Here is a 23014-nt window from a genome sequence, read left to right as displayed (position 1 = left end):
CATTCCTTCCTGTTTTCCGCTCTTCCGTGAACATGGGGCGATCGCTCATCGCGTCCCGCATTCCCGTGAGAGGAAAACCATTCATGGTCTGTTTCACCATGCGTGTTCTTCTGTCGATTCCCTGTGAACCGGCTCACCGGGGAGATTAATCCAGAGACTGGTACCAGGATACTTTCGTTCGGGGTCTGCACGACAAATCATCGCTCGTGCCCGCGTTGAGGGTCCACGTTGTTTAATAAGAAATAATATAAAATAATCATTATTCCGAAAGTGTCTACACATTTTTTTGGATATGTGCGTATGTAGACACATTCGGAATAAACGCTAAATAACGTCCAGACATGTGATCAATATGATTGTCCGGAATAATATCCCCTGGTCCGAACACCGGCATCAGAATTCCACAAAATTATCTGTATCATTTTTTTTCGTTGCCGTGATCGTTATCCTGCTCCTGGCACTGCCTGTCTCTGCGGCCGCAGAAGACCGGGTTATGGTCAATTATACGTTTATCGATGAAAACAGCGTCACCCCCCGGGATTTTACTGGGCTGAAGGAGTCCCACTTTGGCCTGAGCAATGGCGTAGTTGCCTATCACAAGGGCCAGACGATTTATACCTGGGACAGCAGGACCAAAGAGACAAGGACACTGGAGATCCCTCCCGTGTCAAATTATCATACAAAGATACAAACCCTCGATATCACAGAGGGAAAAGTGTATTATGTGTTCCATAAAAACAAGGTACGGGCACTCCGCGGATCGGAGGGCGGATTGTATGTTTTTGACGGCAAGAACAATACCCTGATTACACCATTCTCTCACCATGATATCCTCAGCCTTATTGCTGACAATAACCGCATCCTGTTCCTCGATGCAACGAATTATCAGAAGCCCCTGGACGTCATGAAGACGAAAGTATCGGGTGCTGAGTTACTGGTCTATTCCCCGGATCGTGGCGATATCACGAAGATCGATAATCTCTCCGATATAGACGATCCGAGCGGATTTGGCGGCAATACTATTGTCACGGCAACCTACAGCATCGGCTGGGGGAGTTCGTATGAAGTTATCCGGCGTCATCCGGGCGACGGCCTGGCCCTGTTCACCCTGGCCGGATCCCCCGGCAACCTTTCAGTTACACAGATCAGCATCCCCTCCGGGACTAATATCGGATCTTCCGGGGGGATTGTGGGATTTGACCCGGACTGTTTCTCGGAGGATTATTTTGTATGGAAAAAAACCACCGGCATAAGGACTCCCGCGTATCATAGTGTCCTCTATCTTACCGATCTCAGGACCCTGAAGAATGTAGTATTAGCCGAAACTGATGGGGCTTTCAGTGATTATCTCTATGCAGTAGATGGCGATTACGTAATCTATGGCCGGACCCTGTACCATATCCCGACCGGGACGAAAACAGAACTTTCGTTCAACGGCGAACTGGACAAACTGTTTGATGCCGGGCTTGGTGAATTATTGAACAACAAGACATTGGAGATCGACATCATCCGGTTCAATGACGAGGGGCTCCTGATCCGGACCTACCCGAAAGTAGAGGATGCCGGGTATTCAGGGAAATCCCAGCTCTTCTTTGCGGATCTGGGGCCGGTAATCCATGCGGGTGAACATGTTCAGCCGGTGACCCTGTCTCCGGTTATTCCGACAACACAACAGGGGGAAACGACTCCTGCGCCGGTCTCTCTTCTCATACCCGGCTTTGCACTCGTTGTGATCGGGATGATCGTGCTGATGAGGAAAAGGAGGGAGTGAGCGTATCCGCTGATGGATCTCGTAAGTTATTTTTCGAGGAATCATATCCCTTTCTGGTTCATTTCACGTACCCATGCCCAGAAAAAACAGAGATCGGCCAACCGGGAGGTCCTATATTGACATTTTTTCAGGGCAAATGTGCGTCCGGATGGGGGAAATAATCGTGTAAATGGCGTCTTTTTAAAACACTGTACTGTAATTCGCAAAAAAGTGCGATCCTCCAAAAGTCGGTTTTTCAAAATAGGCTCCGATTCGAAAAAGGAGCGATTTTCGGGGAGATTGGTTTTTGGGAGGTTGTTCTCGGAAAGAGTGCCTGATAAAGGGGATGTTCGACAGACGTACTACCTGGAACCATACGAATGCAGGATGTTGATAACTCGGAAGAAAGGCGAAGTATTTTCACAACGGTATCCCACTAAAGAGTATGGCAGAGCTGGATCCATTTTTTCATAAAATAAATTCCTGGTCCTTCACCAGACACCGGGTCTGGAACCGTTGCCAGCGCCAATATTATTTTGAATACATTGCCCCTTACGTGAAGACGAGTCCGGTCGTTCCCCCGGAAAAAATCCGGTGGCTCAAGAATTTCACATCAAAGTTTGTTGTCCAGGGCCAGCTCATCCACGATATCATCGACCAGCAGATCCAGCTCCATTGCGAAGAGCGGCCGATGGAACCGGAAGAGGCGATGAACGCGTTTGTGAAAAAAGTTACAGCGTTCAAAAATATCGGTGGCGAGACCTTCACCGAGTACCACAACGGGGAAAAAAATCCTGCTTCGTTCTTCGCTTCCATGGAAACAAATGGAATCACCTGCCTGCATACATTCTTTGGCAAATGGTCGGAGTATGCGAAACGGGAATGCCTGCGCCACGAGGAGTTCGATCATTTCACCACCAGCAATGTGGGCGTGACGGTCAAGGTGGACTTTATTGGGAAGATGGCGGACGGGACGCTTGTCCTCACGGACTGGAAGACGGGGCGGGACGATGACGAGTACGAGTCGGAACTCCAGATGGCTGCGTATGTTCTCTGGGCACGCAATCATTACATGAAAAGTACCGATGAGATTGCGACCGAGCTGGTTTTCCTGAAGACCGGCGCCGTTAAGCCGTACTCGTTCTACCCGGAAGAGTTGCAGGACAAGGAAGTATTGATCCAGGGGGAGTTTGCGGCGATGAATGCGTCATACGAGTACGGGGATTTCCCGGCAAGTCCTTCTGCACGGGAATGCATGAGTTGTAAATTTGCGGAAGTTTGTCCGGAATCTGTAACCGGATGATCATACGATCAATACCGTGAGCCTTATCTCACTTTCACACTCCTCTCCTTTTCTTTATCTGCATTATAAATGCAGGATTATATTGAATCCGGCTTGTCGTCGTCGGATTTTTGGGGATTGAAACGATGGCAACGATTACTGTACTGGACCGGGATGTTGCTGTAATCTCCCGGAATAATGAGGATTATATCTGTATTACCGATATTGCACGATATAAAAACCCGGACGCTATGGATGATTTAATTCGCAGCTGGATCCGGAACCGCAATACGATCGAGTTTCTCGGCATCTGGGAGCAACTGAATAATCCGGATTTTAATCCCGTCGAATTCGACGGGTTTAGAAAACTGGCCGGCCTCAACAGTTTTACCCTTACGCCCCGTCAGTGGATCGAGAAGACCCGCGCCCGGGGGATCGTCTCGAAATCCGGAAGATACGGCGGAACGTTCGCCCACAAGGATATCGCGTTCGAGTTTGCTTCATGGATCTCCGTTGAATTCAAACTGTATCTCATCAAGGAATTCCAGCGCCTCAAGGAGGATGAACGAAAACAACTCGGCTGGGACATCCGGCGTAACCTTGCGAAGATCAATTACCGGATCCACACAGATGCTGTGCGCGAAAACCTTATCCCGCCCGAACTGACCAAACCGCAGATCAATGCCATTTATGCGTCGGAAGCCGATGTCCTCAACATGGCCCTGTTCGGCATGAGCGCCAAGGAATGGCGGGAGAACAATCCGAAGAAGAACGGCAATATCCGGGATTATGCAGATATTTCCCAGCTGGTCTGCCTCTCAAACCTTGAGAACCTCAACGCCCATTTCATTGGTGATAATCTTCCGCAACCGGACCGGCTGGAAAAACTCAATCGTATTGCCATCCACCAGATGACACTGCTTTCGCAGGATTCCACGATCCGTATGATCAGCGGGGACAGGGAGATCTAAGTTAGGTCGCTGGTGAGTTCTGACTATTAAAAAAAGAAGGGAAGTGATCACTCTTCGAATCTGATTATTGGATTATTCCCTGTTTCTTCAATGCGAAATAACACCGTGCACATGCCTCGACATCAGCCCCGGCATTGGGCTGTCAGTAAATCCCTCGCCGAACAACTGTATGTGCAGCTCGTTTAAGGTCGGCCACTTGTATCCCCGGCCCGACTTTGCCGGCAGTTTGCAGAACTCCACAATCTCCCGGGGTTTCATCGTGCAGCACGGTTCCTTCTTCAGCAGGCCGGTCTCCATTTTGCATCGCGTGAACTCGGTACCAACGATCGGCAGGTCATAATCCAGGTTATGGGCGATGATCCTAGTCGCTTTCATGACATCGGCATTGAACTGCGGGAGGACTTTGTAGAGTGACGTGCCCTCGGCCCGGGCCCGTTCGGTCGTGATGCCATGGATCCGGGCAGCGTCCATGGGGATGGAAAAGTCCGTCGGGTAGATGATGAAACTGTTCTGGCTTTGCCGGGTGCCTTCGGTGTCGTATAATGACCAGGCCAGCTGGACAACCCGTGGCCATTTCTTTACCGGATCGATCTCGAAGTTTTTCGGGAGGCCGGTGGTTTCAGTGTCGAAGAAGAGGAGCATCAGATCCGTTTTTGTATGGCTGGTATTTGGGATTGGTGGTTCGGAGGGGATTGCTACGAGCCGATAATTAACGGGGAGTAGTGGTAAAAAAAGATCTGGATATTGTATGAAACGGGTTGAAATCAGCAGACCCGGTACATGGTTAAAATCGCGCTCGTTCCGGATAACGAGAGTTGCGTCGAGCGATAAAGCCGAGGCTGCGATAACGGCATCGGATAGATGGACCTGTATGTGCGTCTTTTCGAGGATAGCATTAAAAATGTATATTTGTAGAGATTTTTGAGATTAAGTCTTAAAATGATATGAAACCAATTGAATAAAAAATACAAGAAGAAATGAAATCACGTAAATATTAAAAAAATAATACTCGCATCTGGCGAGATTACATGGGAACAGAAGTCGACTGGGCGGAACAAAATTTTCTTTATTTAAATCGCGAATTCACAAAAATTGAAAGTGGAATGGAAGATGAGTTACGAAGAAAAATTGAACCTTGGCTTTCTGCAATTTTTCAAAGTGAACATCTGTCGTTATTAGTAGGGACGGGATTATCAATCGCAACCACAAGGATTGCCAAATCGAATCCTCCTTCAATGAACAGAATCCCCTTTACGATTTTTAATACAGAGATTGATACCTGGTCAAAATCACAAGCAACGGCATTGGAACGAGGTGAGCCAAATTTTGAGGATGATTTACGCTCCGCTCTAGAATTACTTCAAGGATTGAAAATTCTCAAACATAAAGATGTAAAAAAACTAGAAAACGAAACTGATGAGATCATCAAGAATTTTGTGAAAGGGATATTGAAAACTGAACATGATTTTATGAATAAATCTGAAGAAGATCGTGAAAAAGCCTTAATGTACTTAAAATCGTTTTTGATCAGTTTCGCGAGCAGAACTGCTACACGCGACCGTCTCAATATCTTCACTACAAATTATGATCGATTTATCGAATATGGGTGTGATCTAGCAGGGATAATTATTCTCGACCGTTTTATCGGAAAAATTTCACCAGTATTCCGTAGCACTAAAATCGAACTTGATTGTCATTACAATCCCCCAGGAATCCGTGGAGAGCCCCGATATGTTGAAGGAGTTGCTAGATTAACAAAAATCCATGGATCTATCGATTGGAGATTCTCAGAAAGAAAAATTGTAAGAGATCCGGTCGCATTCGGGACAAAAGAATATTCCGAAGAATCGTTGAAGGAAAAAATTGTAATATATCCAAATTCGGCGAAAGGCATTGACACAACATATTATCCGTACTCTGAGTTATTCCGTGATTTTTCATCAGCGGTCTGTAGGCCAAACTCAACAATTGTGACATATGGATACGGATTCGGCGATTCACATATTAATCGGATTCTTGAAGATATGCTGACGATCCCGTCAACTCATATTGTGATCGTTTCATTTGATAGTGCTCAAGGAAGAATTAAAAAATTCTTTGAAAAGTCGAATCCAGCACAGTTCACTTTGTTAATTGGTTCTCAATTAGCAGATTTAGAGAAGTTAGTTGATAATTACCTGCCCAAAGCAGCAATTGACCGTATTACGGAAAGACAACAAAGGTTGATGGAACGAAGAGGAATCCATCAACAAAGTAGAGATATGCCACAAACGGAGAGAGTGGAATGAATGACGAATGTTCTTTCGATTCACTCCGAAATCTCTCAATAGGAACAGTCCAATCTGTTTCACCAAGAGAATGGAGGGTGACGCTCGATCATGATGCCCCGCACAGTACGGCGATAAATACCGGAACTCCTACTCTTTTTCCTAAAATTAATGGTTATGTCTTAATCCCGAATGAATCAGGTGCGTTAATAGGAGTTATATCTTGGATCGGTATTGAAAATGCACAATACCCGAAGAGACAGGGATTCAAAGATTTCGATCTAATAGATCTGCCTTTTCCGCAACGGATAATGTCCATCTCCCCCTTGGGGGAACTTCGATTTCAGAAAGGGAAATATTCCATCGAACGTGGAGTGTTTAATTATCCCTCTGTTGGGGATATTGTCATTCTCCCAACGAAAGAACAACTCCAAGCGATTGTTGAGAATAAAGATGATGAATCATGTTTTCAAATTGGAATAGCTCCAGCAGCGGCGAATGCTCCGGTTTTTGTAAATCCCAATAAGTTATTTGGGCGTCATTTAGCGGTATTAGGCAATACTGGAAGTGGGAAATCATCCTCTGTTTGTGGAATTATTCGATGGTCAATAAAACATGCCCAGGAAAAGATATCAGATGGAAAAATTAACGCCCGTTTCATTATTCTCGATCCAAATGGGGAATATAAAGATGCCTTTGATGATTTCTCCAAAGTCAGAAAATTTAGAGTCCAAATTGATGAAGAAAAAGATGATTTTAAACAGTTACGTGTTCCCGCATGGTTATGGAATAGTTTTGAATGGGATTCGATATCAGAAGCGAGTGCGAAAGCTCAAAGACCATTTTTAAGACAAGCGCTACGAGAATTGAAATGTGGATCACAGCTTCAGTTAAAAACACGTCACTTAGGTATAAATTATTCAAGTTTATTAAAAAAAATTGAGGGGATTTTAGCATCAGGTATATTGTCGGTTAAAGAATTTCCCGGAAAAAATAATTTTGGAACTCTTCTTTTAAGTACATGTGAAGACTTGGAAAAACAATCTCACACCTGCCTTGCTATTCACAATGAACCAATTAAAATTTTGTTGGGAGAACTAGATCAAATTGAAAAGAAACGATTTAGTCACGAGTATCAAGGACGTGGTGGAAATATAGTCCGTGAATATTTTCCGTTCAGTGAAGAAGACCTTGAATTATCAATAAAAGCAATTAACAGCTTTTTGTTATCGATAGGATGGGAGATTATACCTCTTGGCCCAGATGAAGATTCTCCAATTCCTTACAATGTTCAAGATTTGCCGAATTATATCGAACGCATTTCTCAAGAACGAAAAGCGGAACAGTATCTTGATTTTTTGATAATGCGTATTCGAACAATGCTCTCAGATAATCGAATGGCCTCGATTATTGGCTTCGAAAAAGGAGATAACTTACAGAACTGGTTAGAAGACTATATTGGCGGAAGTAATGCAGAAAATGGAGAAATTGTAATCATCGATTTATCGCTTGTTCCATCTGATGTAATTCATTTAGTTGTGGCAGTAATATCTAGAATTATTTTTGAAGCCCTCCAACGTTACCGAAGAATGATTGGTGACACATTACCGACAATTATGGTTTTAGATGAGGCACATGTTTTTATTCGACAAGTTCCGTTTTCCGAAAATGAATATTCCACAGATAGTATGTGTCGTAAAACATTTGAACGGATTGCGCGGGAAGGTAGAAAATTTGGCCTAGGATTACTTCTGTGTTCACAAAGACCTGCTGAATTATCTTCTACAGTTTTATCTCAGTGCAATACATTTTTACTTCACAGAATCGTGAATGACAAAGATCAAGACCTTGTCAGTAAATTCGTTCCAGATAATTTAGGGAACTTATTACGAGAACTTCCAATTTTACCTACTCGAAAAGGAATCCTTCTTGGATATGCAGCACCGATCCCAATTCTTGTCGAAATTAATGAACTGGAAGAAAAATGCCGCCCGAAGTCATCAGACCCATCCTTCTGGAATGTATGGACACATAAAGAAAAACGTAATGTTTCTTGGGATATTATCGCCCAAGAATGGCAAAAATCAAGTGAGGGGGATATCCACCCACCCACTCAATCTTCACAGACTAAGAAACCCTAAATTCATCTCATTTTCTAAATAAATTGAAGAGTGTTTTAAAATTTTACACGTCCCCTAAACTTTACCTCTTCCAAAACATCCCCAACTCCGTAAAATGTACTACCGCCGTTACCGTTCCTCGTATGATCTGACAGGCAGCCTCCACATAAACCGCAATCGAAAAAGCATACCCCTCCGCAACCGCTGCATAATCGGCAGATGTTTCTGACTTATAATCGATCACAACCCACGATCCATCCTCCATCTCACACAACCGGTCGATCTTCCCGGTAACCGGCCCGCCATCAACCGTCACAACAAACGGCACCTCGCAATACGACCGCTTCACCCGCTTCATCAAATCAGAATTGAGAAACGCCGACAGGATCTCCTCACACTGCCGGACATGCTCCTCCGAGTACTCGCCATACTCGCGCAAAACCGTCGCAGCATCCCGGCCCCGGAGCACTTCGTGGATGATCGTTCCCTTCTTTGCGCCTTCGACCCCCGGCAGGTACTTTGATGCGACTTTTTCATGAGGTTCCGGGATTTTTGTTTCTGCCTTCTCCAGTTCGGAAACCGACACCGGCCGGATCCGTCGCTTCCCTACCTTGTACTCCGGTGGCTGCCAGCTCCCGCACATCCCCGCACATTCCTTCGGCACAATAATCAGTTCCGGTTCCACCCGCCCGATTTCGGCCGGGATCGAATCGGAATCGGAGACGATCGATAACCTGATCGATCCGGTCCCGTCCGGCAGTTCGAGATCAAGCCCGCCGGTCGCGATGGCATCCCCGGTCACGCCAAACGCCGTGAAGATCCATTCGATCCGGGACCGGGAAAGATCGTACGACAACCCGGAATCCTCCGGCATGGTCCCGCTCATGATGAGATGGTCGCGGGCCCGGGTGAGGGCAACGTACAGCAGACGCTTCCGTTCGGCCCGCTCCTTCTGCTTCTGCTGCTCGCGCAATGCAAGGAAGACCGGACTCTCGGTCATCTCGAAATTCTCCCGGGGATTCGGGACCTTCACGCCCACCATCAGCGGGTTGTCGCCGATCAGGATCGGCGAAGTAGTGTTCGGGAAGCTCATGCCCATGTCCGGCACGAAGACAATGGGGAACTCCAGCCCCTTTGCCGCATGCACGGTCATGATGTTGACAGCATTCTCGGCAAGGGCATCGAGATGGGCCTCGCCTTCCCGTTCGTCATCCTCCATCGCGAGCCGGAGATCCGTCGTGAAGTCGGCAAGCGAATAATTCCCGGCCTCCTCTCTGGCCCGGGCCATGGCAACCAGTTTCTCGATGTTGGCAAGGATCTGTTCGCCGGCCGGGAGCGCTGCATAGACCGTGTAAACACCGGACTCCGACAAAATCCGGCGCAGCAGGGAGACCAGGCCGGTCCGGCCGGCATATGTCTGCCAGGATGCGAGAAGATCGCGGGCACGGGTTGCCGGCCCAGGGCCGGTCCTCCTCGCGTACTTCCCGAGTTTGTCCCAGAGCGTCCGGCCGTTCTCCTGCGCAATGTGGAAAAGTTCCGTATCCGGCAGGCCGAAGTATGGGGACCGGAGAATGCCGGCAAGGCTGACATTGTCATGCCGGTATTCAAGGAACGAGAGGATGTTCGTAAGATCGTACACTTCCTGCCGGTGGTAAAACCCGGTCCCCCCGTGGACATAGAAGGGAATGCCGTACTCGCCCAGCGCGGAAATGTATTGCGGGAGGTTGGTCCGCTGTTCGAGCAGGATCGCGATATCACCATACCGGGCCGGGCGCCGGGCAAACGAATGGTCCGGCTGTTCCTCGTACACCGTAAGGGGTCGCGAATGGATCGCGGACTGGATCCGCCGGGCAACCATCGCAGCCTCGTTCCGTTTGGTGCCGGCAGCATCGCTTCCTTTCGGCGGCAGGAGGAGTTCAACGGAACCGGTGTGATCCGCACGGTTTCCGGATATTCTGACCGGCTCGTACCCGAACTCCCACGGTTTTTCTGCGGATGCAAGGAGCCGGGAGAAGAGGAAATTCGCAAGGCCGATCACCTCTTTCGTGCTCCGGAAACTGGTATCGAGATCGATCTTCCTTCCCGTGCATGCCTTGGTGATGATCTCCTGTGCCTCCTTGAACCGGGTCACATCTGCATCGCGGAAGAGATAGATCGACTGTTTGGGATCCCCGACAATGAAGAGACAATCCGTGGAAGGGGACGGCGTCCCGATAATAGAGAGGATGATATCGAACTGCGTCAGGTCCGTGTCCTGGAACTCGTCAACAAGGATGTACCGGAACCGGGGCATGAAGTGCGTGGTCACAAGATCGCGCTGCTCAAGAAAAAGCCGGCGGGCATGGAGGATCAGGTCCGAAAAGTCCAGGCCCCCAAGAGAACCCTTGCCGGTCCCTACCAGTTCCAGGTACCGGGAGAACACAAAGGACAGGTCGTGCAGGAACCGGATCGACCCGGTGATCACCGGGTCGGAGGGATCCACCGTCATCCGGAAGAGGGAAATTTTCTGTACGAGAATGTCGTTCAGGCTCTTGCGTGAACTCTTGAACTCAGCAAGATCATTGCCCCTCCAGTTCTTTTTGCTCCCGATATTCCCAAGTCTCTTCCGTTCCAGCTCAAGAGCAGCCGAACAGAATTTTCCTGAATCTTCAGGATCAGAAAGTCGGGAAAGGAGGGGCTGGATCTCCCCCAGGAACTGTGCAGCCTTGTCATCAACACCTGCATACGCGGATGCAAACCCCAGCAGGGTACGAACACATGAGGAGAACGAGGGATCGTTCCGGAGTGCTGCAATCTCCTCGTCCCGGAATTCGGATACTTCTCTCGTCCAGGTTTCCAGCACCTGCGTCTCATCAGCATCAAGAGCCGCAAAGAACTGTGCATAGCGCTCCCGCCGCTCGTAGAGTGCAGAGAGGATCTTCCGGAGGTTGGTCTGGTCCGTGATGGAGAGGACATGCACGAGCGCCTCGTTGACCGGTCCATCCTGCGGGGAGTGAATGAGTTCATCGAATGCCTGGTTGCGGATGCGGCCGGCCTGCTGCTCGTCCAGCACGACAAAGCCGGGTTCCAAGCCGGCTTCGATCGGGAATTCCCGGAGCACCTGCGCACAGAACGAGTGGAACGTCTGGACCGGCGCAATCATGAAATCCTCAGCGGCCTTCTCCCACCGCGGGCCTTCGTGCCGGAGAATCTCGGCCCGGATCCGCTCTTTCATCTCGGCCGCGGCTTTATCGGTGAACGTCAGCGCAAGGATCTGGGGCACGGTGACGGGCCGGGTTTTGAGCAGGTCGATATATTTCTGCACAAGCACGTAGGTCTTACCGGTCCCGGCGCCGGCCGTGACCACCATGCTCCGGTCGTGGGTTGTGATCGCTTCGCCCTGTCGTGGTGTCGCTGCCATATCAGGTCTCCTCCCCCGACTGGAATACCCGGTACGGATCGAAGCGGCAGATCTGTCTGAATTCACAATACGTATTCGGGCATTCCTCTTCGGCCGGTAGCGGGAACCGGCCGTTCCGGATCCCCTCGATATAGGCAAAGGCGCAGTCGCGGGAGTGCCGGATCGTGCCGGCAAAATCCGCGGATGGACGGACACGGGAGATCATCAGGTCTTTTGCAACCGGGTCCGCGAGCACGAGGCTCCGGGCGATCTCGCGCCGTATCTTGTAGTATCCCCCGCCAACGCCGTGATTGCCGGAGATCTTCTCGAAAGCCAGAAGATAGAGCGGCAGCTGCAGGGCAGTCCCGGCCTCGATCTCTTTTGCTTTGGGATGCTGCAGGCCGGACTTGTAATCATAGATCACGAACTGCCCGTCGGGGGTGAGATCGACCCGGTCGATCCGGCCCCGGATGAACATCTTCTGTCCGCCATCCTGCGAAACAAGTTCAACCGGTTCCGGAACAGATGATGGATCATCCGATTCACCCGCCTCCATGCCAAAGGAGAATTCGAATCGCGAGGGAATGAGCGGTGAATTCTCTTCACCCGCTTCATGGATCAAAAATCTCTCAAAGTATCCGGGCCCGGTATGGTTGTCCCCGAGCATCAGGATCCGGGTCGCGTCCCAGAGCGGGCTCTGGAAGGAATACTGTGCCAGTTCTTCCGATGCGATCTTCAGGATCATCTCCGTGGCATCGTTCAGAGAAGCGAGACTGACCTTGTTGTGACCGGCAGAGCGCCACTGCCGGTAAAAGGCACTCAGGATATCGTGGATGGCAGTTCCGCGATCGCTGGCCGAGAGGTTCGACTCCACTTCCGGTAATTCTTTGAGATTGATCACCCGGCCCAGGAAGTAGGCAAAGGGGCAGTTGGCATAAGTCTCAAGGCTTGTCGGGGAATACACGTGATCCGGCCCATAGCGGCCGGCAAGTGCTTCCTGAATTGTCTCATCTCCGGACAGGATGCCATCATACGAGGAATCACACGAGCCGGTCCGGTGATAGCGTTCCATGTTAATGCGTTCGGCAAGATCGCTGATTGGATGAGAGCTAGGTATTGTTCCCCTTGCTTCGCAGATTCGGCCATCCTGGATGGCCGTTCCAGCATTGATCGCACTACAGCGAAGGGAGGCAGAGCAAATATCCACTGGAATTTCCGGCCAGGGAAGATCCCCGGATCTCATGCGGACCCGCTCAAAAAACGCTGACGTAAGGAGCGTTTTCTCTCCATCGGCCAGCGGAGCGCTCAGGTACACGGCTTTCTGTGCGGACAGCAGCGATGCGATAAAATAATACTGCTCTTCTCTGAGGATTTCTGAAAGAGACCGGGTCCCCATCCGGGCATTTTCCAGGGTGTTCATAAATGGGAGGCGTGTTGTCAGCCGGGGGACAACTCCTTCAACAAGACCCCCGATGAATACCACCGGGTAATTCATGTGCTGGGACTCCCAGAGACCCAGTACGGTTACCCCGTCGGCATCCTCAAGTCCGCTCTCATCCGGATCCTCTGCCAGGGATGTTATCATCCGTGCGAATTTCTTCCCGTCGACGGGTGCATTATCCGGGTGCCAGGAGGCATGTTCCAGTGCGGTGAGGAGTTTGCAGAATTTTTCATAAATCTGGATCTCCCGCTCTTTAAGGGCAGCATCCGGTGCGAAAAAGATCTGCGGGAGATCCCATGACGTGAGGAATTCACGGAATGCCCTGATGTGGCTCTGGAGGGATGTGCCATGGCTGATTGCATCAAGATCGTTCTGGAGAATCCGGATTCCTTCCCGGACCCGGTCAACCGTATGGACGCTGATACCCGGGAAATTCTTTGCCTTGTTTGGATCGGCAAGTTCCGTACGCAGCCACTCCAGTTGTCTGCTCCAGGAAGGATGAGGGCCATCAATCCGGGCATAGCGCGAGACAAGATCAACTTCGGACGCATCCAGAGAGGAGGTACTGCCCGGGACATTTCCCCGACGGAAATAGGGACTGCCAATGATCCGGATCATGGTTTCCCGGGTATACCCGCCAGGAGAGAGATCGACAAGATTCGTAAGGAACTGGATGAGGGGGGAAGCGGAGAGCGGCGGGCCGATCCGGCAATTCCATGCAATCCCATAATCCCCGAATATTTCCTCGATGAGCGCACGATTGTCACGCAGGTCGTAAAAAACCACGGCAATATCGGAAAGGGGCATGCCTTCCCGGTTAAGGCGACAGATCTCCGATGCAATGCCGGAAATCTCTGCATATCGTGAGGAAAATGTCCGGGTGTGGAAAAAATCCCCCGCATCGAGAGCGTCCGTTTCCGAGAACAGTCCTGTTATCCGGGACCGGAGGGATGCGGGATCGAAACCGGGCTGTTTTCCGGACCGGGGCCGGCCCCGGAAAACATTCTGATCGATTCCCTCAGGGACAAAGACAAAGGATTTCCCGGCATGTTCGGCTATCGTGTCAACAAGATCCTGTTCGAGGGTCTGGAGATCGTGAAACCCGTACATAACTACGGTTCCTAATCCTGATTCACCGGAACGGTTCAGGTGGTCGATTGTCCATTCGAGAAGAGTATGACTGTCATAAAGATCGGTTTCCCGCAGGTGTCTGGTGTATTCAGTAATAATTGCATCCAGTTGCCGGCTCTTCTCGCTCTCAAGTTCGAGAAGGCATTCCGGGAATACAATCTTTCGCAACCGGATGACTTTCATTAATTCCCTGAGATCCCTGACCGTGCCCGTTGACACATGACCCCGCCGGACAAAGAACCGGAGATCACCGGCATTATCCTCAAGGATCTGTGAGAGCAGCATCTTCGATTCATTCTCCGGGATGATCCGCTCGGTGGTCCGGTGTTCCTCCAGCTGTATCGCACAAAATCCCTCAGGAGTACAGATGCGTGAGGAAAGAAAGGGGATAGTATCAGCCATCAGTCGCTGCTTGACTTCAGAGACCAGCCGCTCTGTAGGAAGAATGAGCCAGGTGGAAAAGGGATCCTCCTTTGCAGCAGTAACAAACCGGGAGATGAACGTGGACAGACAATCCCCGGGAAGCCCGGATTCGTAAGCAATATCCGGAATCAGGTTGCCCGAAGGGGTCTGTGCTGGCATGATAGGTGATTACTCTGCGCACAAGAAAAATGCAGGGATTTATTCCAGGAACTTGTTGAGGGGGATCGTCTCGATCTTCTCTTTTGTCACGGCCGTAACATCGATCTCCCGGGCTTCCGCCTCCTTGGTGATGGCTTTGACATCGTGCTCAAGTTCCTTGATCGGGATAAGTTTCTTGCGTTTCTCCATCGGGGGATTCATCTTCTCGGCTTTTTCATAGTCCACAACTTTCTTGAGGATATCCTCAGGGAGCGATTCGCAGCTCTTGAGAAGTGCGAGGAATTCGTTAAAGAAGTACGTGTCAATCTGCATCCGGCGTTTAGTTGCATGGGCGAACTTGCCGATCACATGACAAATTTTTTCCCGGTCTTCAGGACTTAACTGATCAACAAACTGGTAATCCTCGATCTTTTTGAGGGCGAGAATGATCGGTTCAAGGCTGTCGTGCGTGACAACATAGACCTGGTACTCTGCCATGTCAAGATGGACTTCGTCGAGATAATCCAGGGTATTTGCAGGAACGACAAGGAAAATATCTTTTTTGACATTATCCTCCTTGGTGTATTTTTTTACAGCCTCGGCCTGTGTCTTAATGTATTGACGGAAATTGCCAAGTTCATCGGAATTTTTCGGGCTCTTTGCATCGAAGATAACGTACTGATCGGCAATGAGCAGCGCATTGTCCGGTTTCTTTCCGGATAGTGGAAATTTTTCCTTATCGCAGTACTCTAGGGTATGCCGCTGGCAGATAGAACGCAGGGTCTGTTCAACTGCCTCCTCATGTCTCCTCCATGTCTGTTCCATCTCAGAGAATTCGGCACGGATCGCGTCATCCCGTTCAGCCTGAACACGGAGACGGTCATCCTCAAGCTGCTTCTTTAACGCCATCAGTTCGGTGATCCGGGCGTCATGCGCACGGACACGCTCTTCCTCATTCTGGCGTAATTGTGAAAGTGTCTTCTGCGATTCTGTGTACTGAAGATTCACCTGATCATACCGGGCTGTCAGACCGGCAAAGTCAGCGTTCAGTTTCTGGATAATCTCCCGGTTTTTCCGGTCGGATTCAACAAATCCCCCGGCTTCGTTCTCTCTTTCATTGATCTTCCGCAGCAACTCTTCGTTCCTGGATTTAAGATTGATAACTTCCCCCTTCAGCTGATCAATTATTGCATCATTGTTTGCCTGTGTTTCGGCAAGGGTTGCAGACAGTGTTGCCCGCTCCCTCTCCTTTTCTGTAATCCGCAAATTGAGCGATTGCACGTATGTCTGCTCTGAAGAGAGATCCTGCTTCAACTGGGTTGTCTGCTGTATCTGATACTCCAGATTCTGTACGTTCTCCCGATTCTTTGAAACAAGGGTGGCAATTTCCTTTTCTTTTTCAACAACAAGTCCCTGCAGCTGCTGGTATTCAGAAAACGCATCATAACCCTGTGACACAATACCCTGCCAGGAAAAGAGCCGTTCAAAGAACCCGGCATTCTTGACACGATCAAAGAATCTTCGAAGGTTTTCAAAAGATGAACTATCCATGGATGTGCACCGGTTTTTCTCAGCGATTGTTGAGATGTAGGCGAATAAACCTTATTAAATGCCGGACAGCGGGGTGAAAATAATGCCATTCAGATCATCGGGGACCGCCGAGATCCAGGGTGAATTCGCAAACACGCTCGTTGTCGAGATGGGCACCGACAGCGCGAGCCGGGTGCGGGAAGCGGAGTGATGCCGGCGCTCCGGGAAAAGCGAGTGTCCCAAGGATCGTTACGCGCAATCGCACAGTATCGTGAACGTGAGCCGTCGCGTTCAGAACGCCGTCCACAATAACCCGGCCGCGAATGCCTGCCGGTAATCGTCGGGAGAAAAACCAGGACTCTTCTCTTCAAGTGCACGGAGGGCCGCATCCCCGGCTCCGCTGCCGCTCCCGTATGCCCCGTCCCGGAAGGCATCGCAAATCTCATACGCATCCCGCGAGAGTTTCCGGGCCCGGCTCACCGCGTCCCGGCAGAGTCCGGGGGAAGCCGAAGGGACCTGCCCGCAGAGACGCCGGATGAGCACGGTATCGTCTGCGCCCTCTTCCGCCGGCCCGCCCTGCGACAGGACAATGCTGACGGCTGCCGACAGCAGGGCAGGGTCCGGCACACCATCACCGGGCGGATACATCGTCATCAGGCAGCCGGTGCCGGGGTATTTGCCGACCCCTTGATCCAGTCTGCCATGTTGTTCCATTCAGCATCCTGGCTCTTTGCGAAATAGATCTCCACAAGCCCCTTCTCTTCGAGTTTCTTCAGTGCCGGCAGCTCGATCGTGTAGAAGATCCGGTTGGCTTTCGCGCCCCCGACAAAGCACCAGATCTTCACGGGCTTTCCAGTGGCTTTTGCAACCGGTTCTGCCATCATCGCAAACCTCTCCGAGTACCCGGCCCAGATCGCATTGGCCTGTTCAAACGTGACCGGGTACGGGTCGCGGTACGACTCGCCGAAGATCAAAACGCTCCCGTTCACCGGGAATGCCCGCTCGTACCAGTGCTCGTTCATCATCCGCTCCCACGAGGGGTACGGGTAGTAGCCGTTGATGCCCATTGCCCAGATCGCCCGGTTCGGGGGATTTTCCCTGGCAGCGGGACCTTCGTTCACGGTGTCCAGCAGGCGCAGGAGGCTCCCGTGGTTTCCTTTTGCCGAGTAAAAGCCCATGTGGACCTGCGTGCCCGGCGTTGCGAGCAGCGGTTCGTAGGCAACCGCCTCGGAAAAGATCTGTTGCGTGTAGGCCGGGTCGCGGACCTGCCGGAGTTTCTCTACCGGGTCAACGAATACCGGCTCGTGCGACGAGGCGGCCGGGCAGCTGGCGGGTGCAGTGGAGGATGCCCCCGAAAGCAGGAACGATGCGGCAAGGATGCAGGCGAGAAAGACGATCCCGGCAAGCAGGAGGATGCGGGGATTTTCAAGCGGGCTGTCGGGCGATGGTGCCATGATACAATCTCGCCGTTCAACCGTAAAAAAAGGCTTGATTTGGTGCCCGTGCCGGGAACACACCGGTACGCAAAAAGAGACGGTTTCCCGGGCCCTGCCGTTATACCGGGGCGCGGGCCGGCCCCGTATAGATTCCCGAGCCCAGCCACCAGGTATCGTCCACCTTCTTCACGTACCCGAGTTTCTCCTCGATTGTCCCGTTGCGGGCGGGGTTGCTGTACGGGAACCGCACGAAGCCGGAGCCGTTCTTTGCGGCGTTGATGAACTTATATGAATACAGGTTACCATACGCATCGCGTTCATTGGTACGGTTAGTGCCGATCAGTCCCGGGCTGAACGGGTGGGCAAGGACAACGTCGTCAAAGTCGTACGCATAGATGTAGAGTTCGCCCCGCACAAAGGAACCGTTCGGGTTGGAAAACTCCGCGAGCGCGTGTTCTTTCCCGTGGACCTGCGCATACCGGACCGCTTCATCGACGAATGCGACAAGGGTCTCGTTGGAAATGACGGCAGACTCCGGGCCGGAGACTGCGGCAGGGGGTCCGGCGGGATGGGCCTGCATACAGCCGGCAGAAAGGAGCAGGAGAGCAACAAGAACAGAAGGGACGAGGGCAGGGGACCAGCGGGACATGGTGAAAGGTGCGTTTTCCGGGTAAAAAAAGCGTACGCAAACACCCTTCTCGCGGGGGCCCTGCAGGACGGGTCGGGGATGCCTGCATGAAACCGCAGGATATCGCGTACAACCGTTCTGTCTGTCAGGCATGCCGGAACGGTTGTTCCTCTTCCGCACATTCCAGTAGTTTAATGTATCGAAATGTCGAAACACTTCTTACGAAGGAAAATCAGATAATTCCCTGAAACGTGAGGTTGCTCTTCCGGTATGACCAAACCCCCGCAGCGATCCGGTGACAATAAGCGGAAGGATCAGGGCAAACCCGCCCCGGTCGTATATACCGCTGAGGATGTAGAACGGATCCGGAGGGAGTACGATGCGAAATTCTCGGAACTGGAGCACCGGATCTTAAAGACCATCGAGAAAGCGGTGACTCCAAAACCCGGCGAAGGAACACCGCTCCGCATGACCATGCCGCACTCCAGCCTCTCCTGGATCGAGAAGGCCACGCCCCGGCAGCTGATTGAGTTGTTCGGATCCTCTTTTACCGACGGCCCGAAAAGACCCGATCCGGGGACCCTGTTCATGGCATGGGGGGCCCTCTTCTCCAGCCTCTTTTTGTCCAGTTCGGACCTCCAGAACGATATCGATACGATCAGCCGGGAAGACCGCGAGCTGTTGAGCCGGGTTATCCACGAGGACTGCACCCGGCGCGGGGGAAAGTTTGTCTTCACCATTCTCCAGAAGGGGGCAAACCTTGACCGTGCAGCACTGGTCGTCATTGCTAACCTCAACGACCTTGCCGCGGTCTCGCAGGACGGGGAGCCGGCAATCATCCTTCTTGTCAAGACCTGCGACAAGAGTATCCGCCCGCTGCTTATCAAAAAGGCCGGGAAACGACTGCTCGCCGGGGTGAATGACCGGGACGGGATACCGGTCCTCTTCACGGTCTTTGGCCTCGGTGACCTCAACGTGTACGACATCGAGGCTGTCGAGAACGTCTTCACAAAGGAGGAGCTCAAAAAAGTTGTCCCGAAGACCGGCCTCGGGAGGAGTGCCTTTGACGCCTACACGGAGATTGCGACGCGGCTTAAGGAGAGCCTGGCCCACCAGAGGAAGTCGTTCATGAACGCCCGGGCCGGCGCAGCGGCAGAAACAGGAAACGGGAAAGCCGGCGACGACGCGTCCGCGTCGATGGACGGGAATGGGCACGAGACAGACGAATCCAGGGAGACGTGCGACACGTCCATCCTTATTCTTGTCGTGGACGACAGCAGGGTCCTCCGCAGCCTCCTGATCCAGCACCTGAAGAACCTCGGGTATGAAAACATCATCGAGGCACAGACCGGTGATGAGGCCGTGGTTGTTGCTGCGGAAAAACACCCGTATCTCGTGTTCATGGACATCAACATGCCCGGGAAACGGGACGGGATCGCTGCCGCAGCCGAGATCCGGAAGACGACGGATGCGCGGGTAATCTTCCTCACCAGCTGCTGCAACAAGGAGACCATCGACCGGGCACGGGATATTGATCCGGAGGGCTACATCTTAAAACCGTTCAGCGAACGGAACATCCGCGTTGCCCTGCGACTGCTGATCTGAAGGCGCCGCATCAGCGGGACATACCCGGTAAGCTAATCCCTTTGAGCCTCATACACGGGGACGAGCATCCGGAATATGCCCGTTTTTCTTTCACCCTGCGTTCCCACCCCCTTATATCCCATTACATGCCAAACTAGGATTCAACGGATGAAGGACGAGTACGCGGGTGCAGTGAACGAGGCGGCAGGCCGGATCCGGGCCAGGGTCCCGGGCGATCTCATCGGGAAATTCCGGCAGATCTGCGGCATCACAAAAGACGATTTTATCTCCTGCACACCCCGTTCCTGCGGCGAGGTCTGCGCTGTTGACGGCTCCAATGTCATGCTCTTATGAGTCCGGCAGCATGTCCCTTGCGGTTGTCCGGGCTGCAGAGACAACATTCCGGGACATGGAACGCACGAGACGCTCCGTCACGCCCCTGCATTTCTCCCTCATCGGCCCGGAAGAGGAGAACCCGGACTTTCCCGTGCTCTACGTGGACTGCTTCGGCCAGCCGCCGGGAAAGCCGCTAAAAAATGAGGACCGTGCACGGGCAGCAGAGGTTCTCCGGGACACGGTCGAGTACTGGGTCACGGAGACGATGGCACGGGAGCTGGGGGCAGGCGCCCTCCTCCTCCGTGACGGGCTGGAACGAAACGGGCGTCCGCACCGCCCTTACTGATATCCGGACCGGGGCAATGCCCTGGATCACCGGTGCGAGCGGCGGGCTGGAGTATGACGTAGTGCTGGGTGTTGACCCGGTTATCACGTGGTACTCCCACTGGACCGTGGACAACGGGACGTTTGCGACCATCAAAACCATCAGTTCGGAGAACCTCACGGCAGGATCCAAGAGCGATCAGGAATCCGCGGGAGGGACCCGGGCATCCGAAGCGCTCATGTCGTTATCATCGCATTCCGCTCCCTATTCTGCAACCCGTGAAAGGACGGGATTCAGGGCCGTGATCGTCGGCCCGTCGCAGGGGTGGAGAAATTACCGGCACCAGTCCGATGCCCTCAGTATCTATACTCTGCTCCGGAAGAACGGGGTTGCCGACGAGGATATCATTCTCATGACGTTTGACGATATCCCCACATCCCCGGAAAATCCCCTGAGGGGAGATATCCACAATGTTCCCCGGGGGGAAAATGTCCGCGCAGGAGCGCAGGTGGATTATGCCGGTCCGGCGGTTACCGCAGAGACGTTAAAGAATGTCATGACCGGCAACAGGACTGCATCCACGCCGGTCGTACTGGAGAGCGATGCCGGCACGGACGTGTTTGTGTACATCGCCAGCCACGGGTCGCCGGGCGAGGTTGTATTTGGGTACGGGAACGGGTTTTTCACCACGGACGACTTCACCAGGGTCACCGATGCAATGGCGCGGGACCGCCGGTACCGGCAGATGGTCTTCTTCATTGACACCTGCTTTGGGGAGAGCATCGCTACCGGCGCAACTGCACCGGGCATCTACTACCTGACGGGTGCTGCAAAGAACGAGCCGTCGCTCGGGGCAGTCTACGATATGGAGATCAAACAGTGGCTGTCTGACGAGTTTACGTCCAGCGTTCTTTCAGCAATCAGGGCAAATCCCGATATTACGTTCCGGGAACTGTACCCTGCCACGTACAAGTCTGTCACCGGATCGCATGTCCGCATGGTCGACACCGGGCAGTTTGATCTCGACTCACCGGTCATGGCCTATCTCTCGCCATGAACCCGGGGCGTAAAAAATGCCTCTGGAGAAAGCATACCGGCAGGTTTTGGAGCACCCCGCGGCGGCCTCAATTACCTTATATGAAAACAACTCTGTATCGGATTATCCATTTCAGGTAATACAGAGGCATCACATGCGCCCCCGAGTCGAAGAACGCATCCGCGTTCTTCTCATCCTCCTGGTTTTTCAAACCCGTCGGAGGCGCAAGGGGGGAACTATCTGGAAGGAGTTTTTCTCCAGAGCGCGCTATGATGCGAAGCAACATAGAAAGCTGATGAAAATCCCGGGGATTTTCACACCAGCATCTTTTTTGAATGCGGTGAAAAAAGGATCGGCCCGACTCCCGTATGCCTGTGGATCCGGGATCGGGCACCGGTTCGATCAGGAGACCCGGCTCAGCGCACCCGTGCCAAGGTCATAGTAGAGGCCGTGGACTGCCACGCGGTTCTCTGCAACGGCCTTCTTTAAGAGCGGGTACGTGAACAGGTGCTCGATCTGGAGCCGGACATTCTCCTGCTCGATCATCCGGTACCGCTTTTCCTGCTCCGCAGGTGTGTGCGGCATCTCGATCTTTGAGTCAATCCGGTCTTTTGCTTCGCGCGCATTGTTCAGCCAGAGCGGGATATACGCATCCGTGCTCTCCTTGTCGAGCGCCCGGATTGCACCGCAGTTCGAGTGCCCGCAGATCACGACGTCTTTCACCTTCAGGTGCATGACCGCGTATTCAAGCACGGTTGCAAAGTTCCAGTCATGGACCGGCACGATGTTGCCGATATTTCGCTGGATAAAGAGTTCGCCGGCCCGGGCCTGCGTGATGTGCCCGGTCTGGAGCCGGGAGTCCGAGCATCCGATCCAGAGGGTCTCCGGGTGCTGGCTGCCAGCCAGTTCCTTGTAATAGTCAATGTTCGGGGTGAAATCAGATTCCCGAAACCTCAGGTTCCCTAGTAATAATTTGTCAATCGCCATACACACACCTCTGACAGTGTACATAAACCGGAACACGGGCCGGCGTATGATGTATTGATACTTGTCCGGAATATGAAAGAAGGTTACGGTCTGTAATGCGCGGGGGAAGAGTCTTGATGTGAACTCGGAGCGTGATAGGGGATGCGACAGGATACAGGGCCCGTAGCAGGAGATGAACACGATGTGTTCTCCGACCAAAAAATCAGAAGATCCAAAGAAATACCGTATCCTCCTGCCATCAGCCTTATTG

Annotated in this window: 17 protein-coding genes; 9 read left to right on the top strand and 8 right to left on the bottom strand. The window is 52.1% G+C overall.

Going from position 1 to position 23014, the window contains the following annotated elements:
- The first annotated feature begins 436 nt into the window (after positions 1 to 436).
- From METFOR_RS09395 to METFOR_RS09385, 3 genes are all read left to right on the top strand, one after another.
- Complete coding sequence (locus METFOR_RS09395) at positions 437 to 1771, top strand: hypothetical protein (RefSeq protein ID WP_148277653.1); 1335 nt, start codon at positions 437 to 439, stop codon at positions 1769 to 1771.
- A 424-nt stretch (positions 1772 to 2195) separates the two neighbouring features.
- On the top strand, positions 2196 to 3053 hold the full coding sequence (locus tag METFOR_RS09390) for a RecB family exonuclease (protein WP_015285893.1): 858 nt from the start codon (positions 2196 to 2198) through the stop codon (positions 3051 to 3053).
- Between the two features lie 125 nt (positions 3054 to 3178).
- Positions 3179 to 4003: a KilA-N domain-containing protein gene (locus tag METFOR_RS09385; protein ID WP_015285892.1), complete on the top strand. Its 825-nt coding sequence runs from the start codon at positions 3179 to 3181 to the stop codon at positions 4001 to 4003.
- A gap of 87 nt (positions 4004 to 4090) precedes the next feature.
- Here METFOR_RS09385 and METFOR_RS09380 read toward each other — a convergent pair whose 3' ends face one another.
- Entirely contained in the window at positions 4091 to 4645 is a 555-nt protein-coding gene (locus METFOR_RS09380) for a 3'-5' exonuclease (protein ID WP_015285891.1), read from the bottom strand.
- A gap of 386 nt (positions 4646 to 5031) precedes the next feature.
- Here METFOR_RS09380 and METFOR_RS09375 point away from each other — a divergent pair, with 386 nt between their 5' ends.
- Complete coding sequence (locus METFOR_RS09375; protein WP_015285890.1) at positions 5032 to 6291, top strand: SIR2 family protein; 1260 nt, start codon at positions 5032 to 5034, stop codon at positions 6289 to 6291.
- Complete coding sequence (locus METFOR_RS09370; protein WP_015285889.1) at positions 6288 to 8411, top strand: ATP-binding protein; 2124 nt, start codon at positions 6288 to 6290, stop codon at positions 8409 to 8411. Before METFOR_RS09375 ends, METFOR_RS09370 begins: the two co-directional genes overlap by 4 nt.
- A gap of 61 nt (positions 8412 to 8472) precedes the next feature.
- Here the strand turns inward: METFOR_RS09370 and METFOR_RS09365 are convergent, their stop codons facing one another.
- The 6 genes from METFOR_RS09365 to METFOR_RS09340 form a co-directional block, all read right to left on the bottom strand.
- A complete protein-coding gene (locus METFOR_RS09365; RefSeq protein WP_015285888.1) occupies positions 8473 to 11790 on the bottom strand; it encodes a UvrD-helicase domain-containing protein in 3318 nt (1105 codons plus the stop codon).
- 1 nt (position 11791) lies between these two features.
- Positions 11792 to 14923, bottom strand: coding sequence for a PD-(D/E)XK nuclease family protein (locus tag METFOR_RS09360; RefSeq protein WP_015285887.1), 3132 nt, complete (start codon positions 14921 to 14923; stop codon positions 11792 to 11794).
- 39 nt (positions 14924 to 14962) lie between these two features.
- On the bottom strand, positions 14963 to 16453 hold the full coding sequence (locus METFOR_RS09355; RefSeq protein WP_015285886.1) for a coiled-coil domain-containing protein: 1491 nt from the start codon (positions 16451 to 16453) through the stop codon (positions 14963 to 14965).
- A gap of 270 nt (positions 16454 to 16723) precedes the next feature.
- On the bottom strand, positions 16724 to 17059 hold the full coding sequence (locus METFOR_RS09350) for a hypothetical protein (RefSeq protein ID WP_148277652.1): 336 nt from the start codon (positions 17057 to 17059) through the stop codon (positions 16724 to 16726).
- A 26-nt stretch (positions 17060 to 17085) separates the two neighbouring features.
- Positions 17086 to 17886, bottom strand: coding sequence for a hypothetical protein (locus METFOR_RS09345; RefSeq protein ID WP_015285883.1), 801 nt, complete (start codon positions 17884 to 17886; stop codon positions 17086 to 17088).
- Positions 17887 to 17986: 100 nt separating this feature from the next.
- Positions 17987 to 18517, bottom strand: coding sequence for a cache domain-containing protein (locus METFOR_RS09340; RefSeq protein WP_015285882.1), 531 nt, complete (start codon positions 18515 to 18517; stop codon positions 17987 to 17989).
- Between the two features lie 249 nt (positions 18518 to 18766).
- Here METFOR_RS09340 and METFOR_RS09335 point away from each other — a divergent pair, with 249 nt between their 5' ends.
- The 4 genes from METFOR_RS09335 to METFOR_RS09320 all read left to right on the top strand — a co-directional run bounded on the left by METFOR_RS09335 (position 18767) and on the right by METFOR_RS09320 (position 21798).
- Complete coding sequence (locus METFOR_RS09335; RefSeq protein WP_015285881.1) at positions 18767 to 20101, top strand: response regulator; 1335 nt, start codon at positions 18767 to 18769, stop codon at positions 20099 to 20101.
- Between the two features lie 147 nt (positions 20102 to 20248).
- On the top strand, positions 20249 to 20434 hold the full coding sequence (locus METFOR_RS09330; RefSeq protein ID WP_048110914.1) for a hypothetical protein: 186 nt from the start codon (positions 20249 to 20251) through the stop codon (positions 20432 to 20434).
- Positions 20418 to 20762 carry a hypothetical protein gene (locus METFOR_RS15590; protein WP_158491373.1) on the top strand — a complete coding sequence of 115 codons (345 nt, stop codon included), beginning with the start codon at positions 20418 to 20420 and terminating at the stop codon, positions 20760 to 20762. The genes METFOR_RS09330 and METFOR_RS15590 overlap by 17 nt, the downstream gene beginning before the upstream one ends.
- Positions 20719 to 21798, top strand: a complete 1080-nt coding sequence (locus METFOR_RS09320; RefSeq protein ID WP_158491372.1) for a C13 family peptidase — start codon at positions 20719 to 20721, stop codon at positions 21796 to 21798. Before METFOR_RS15590 ends, METFOR_RS09320 begins: the two co-directional genes overlap by 44 nt.
- A gap of 381 nt (positions 21799 to 22179) precedes the next feature.
- Here METFOR_RS09320 and METFOR_RS09310 read toward each other — a convergent pair whose 3' ends face one another.
- Entirely contained in the window at positions 22180 to 22764 is a 585-nt protein-coding gene (locus tag METFOR_RS09310; RefSeq protein ID WP_048110910.1) for a carbonic anhydrase, read from the bottom strand.
- Between the last annotated feature and the right edge of the window lie 250 nt (positions 22765 to 23014).

It is taken from the genome of Methanoregula formicica SMSP, assembly GCF_000327485.1.
Classification (GTDB): domain Archaea; phylum Halobacteriota; class Methanomicrobia; order Methanomicrobiales; family Methanospirillaceae; genus Methanoregula; species Methanoregula formicica.
The sequence above is the reverse complement of the archived record's forward strand: the minus strand, read 5'-3'. Positions and strand labels throughout refer to the sequence as shown.

Excerpts from the sequence above, each read along its gene's own strand:
- METFOR_RS09360 (WP_015285887.1), bottom strand. The coding sequence starts at position 14,923 with ATGCCAGCACAGACCCCTTCGGGCAACCTGATTCCGGATATTGCTTAC.
- METFOR_RS15590 (WP_158491373.1), top strand. The coding sequence starts at position 20,418 with ATGTCATGCTCTTATGAGTCCGGCAGCATGTCCCTTGCGGTTGTCCGG.
- METFOR_RS09380 (WP_015285891.1), bottom strand. The coding sequence starts at position 4,645 with ATGCTCCTCTTCTTCGACACTGAAACCACCGGCCTCCCGAAAAACTTC.
- METFOR_RS09345 (WP_015285883.1), bottom strand. The coding sequence starts at position 17,886 with ATGGCACCATCGCCCGACAGCCCGCTTGAAAATCCCCGCATCCTCCTG.
- METFOR_RS09375 (WP_015285890.1), top strand. The coding sequence starts at position 5,032 with ATGGGAACAGAAGTCGACTGGGCGGAACAAAATTTTCTTTATTTAAAT.
- METFOR_RS09365 (WP_015285888.1), bottom strand. The coding sequence starts at position 11,790 with ATGGCAGCGACACCACGACAGGGCGAAGCGATCACAACCCACGACCGG.
- METFOR_RS09390 (WP_015285893.1), top strand. The coding sequence starts at position 2,196 with ATGGCAGAGCTGGATCCATTTTTTCATAAAATAAATTCCTGGTCCTTC.
- METFOR_RS09310 (WP_048110910.1), bottom strand. The coding sequence starts at position 22,764 with ATGGCGATTGACAAATTATTACTAGGGAACCTGAGGTTTCGGGAATCT.
- METFOR_RS09355 (WP_015285886.1), bottom strand. The coding sequence starts at position 16,453 with ATGGATAGTTCATCTTTTGAAAACCTTCGAAGATTCTTTGATCGTGTC.
- METFOR_RS09340 (WP_015285882.1), bottom strand. The coding sequence starts at position 18,517 with ATGTCCCGCTGGTCCCCTGCCCTCGTCCCTTCTGTTCTTGTTGCTCTC.
- METFOR_RS09330 (WP_048110914.1), top strand. The coding sequence starts at position 20,249 with ATGAAGGACGAGTACGCGGGTGCAGTGAACGAGGCGGCAGGCCGGATC.
- METFOR_RS09385 (WP_015285892.1), top strand. The coding sequence starts at position 3,179 with ATGGCAACGATTACTGTACTGGACCGGGATGTTGCTGTAATCTCCCGG.
- METFOR_RS09370 (WP_015285889.1), top strand. The coding sequence starts at position 6,288 with ATGAATGACGAATGTTCTTTCGATTCACTCCGAAATCTCTCAATAGGA.
- METFOR_RS09335 (WP_015285881.1), top strand. The coding sequence starts at position 18,767 with ATGACCAAACCCCCGCAGCGATCCGGTGACAATAAGCGGAAGGATCAG.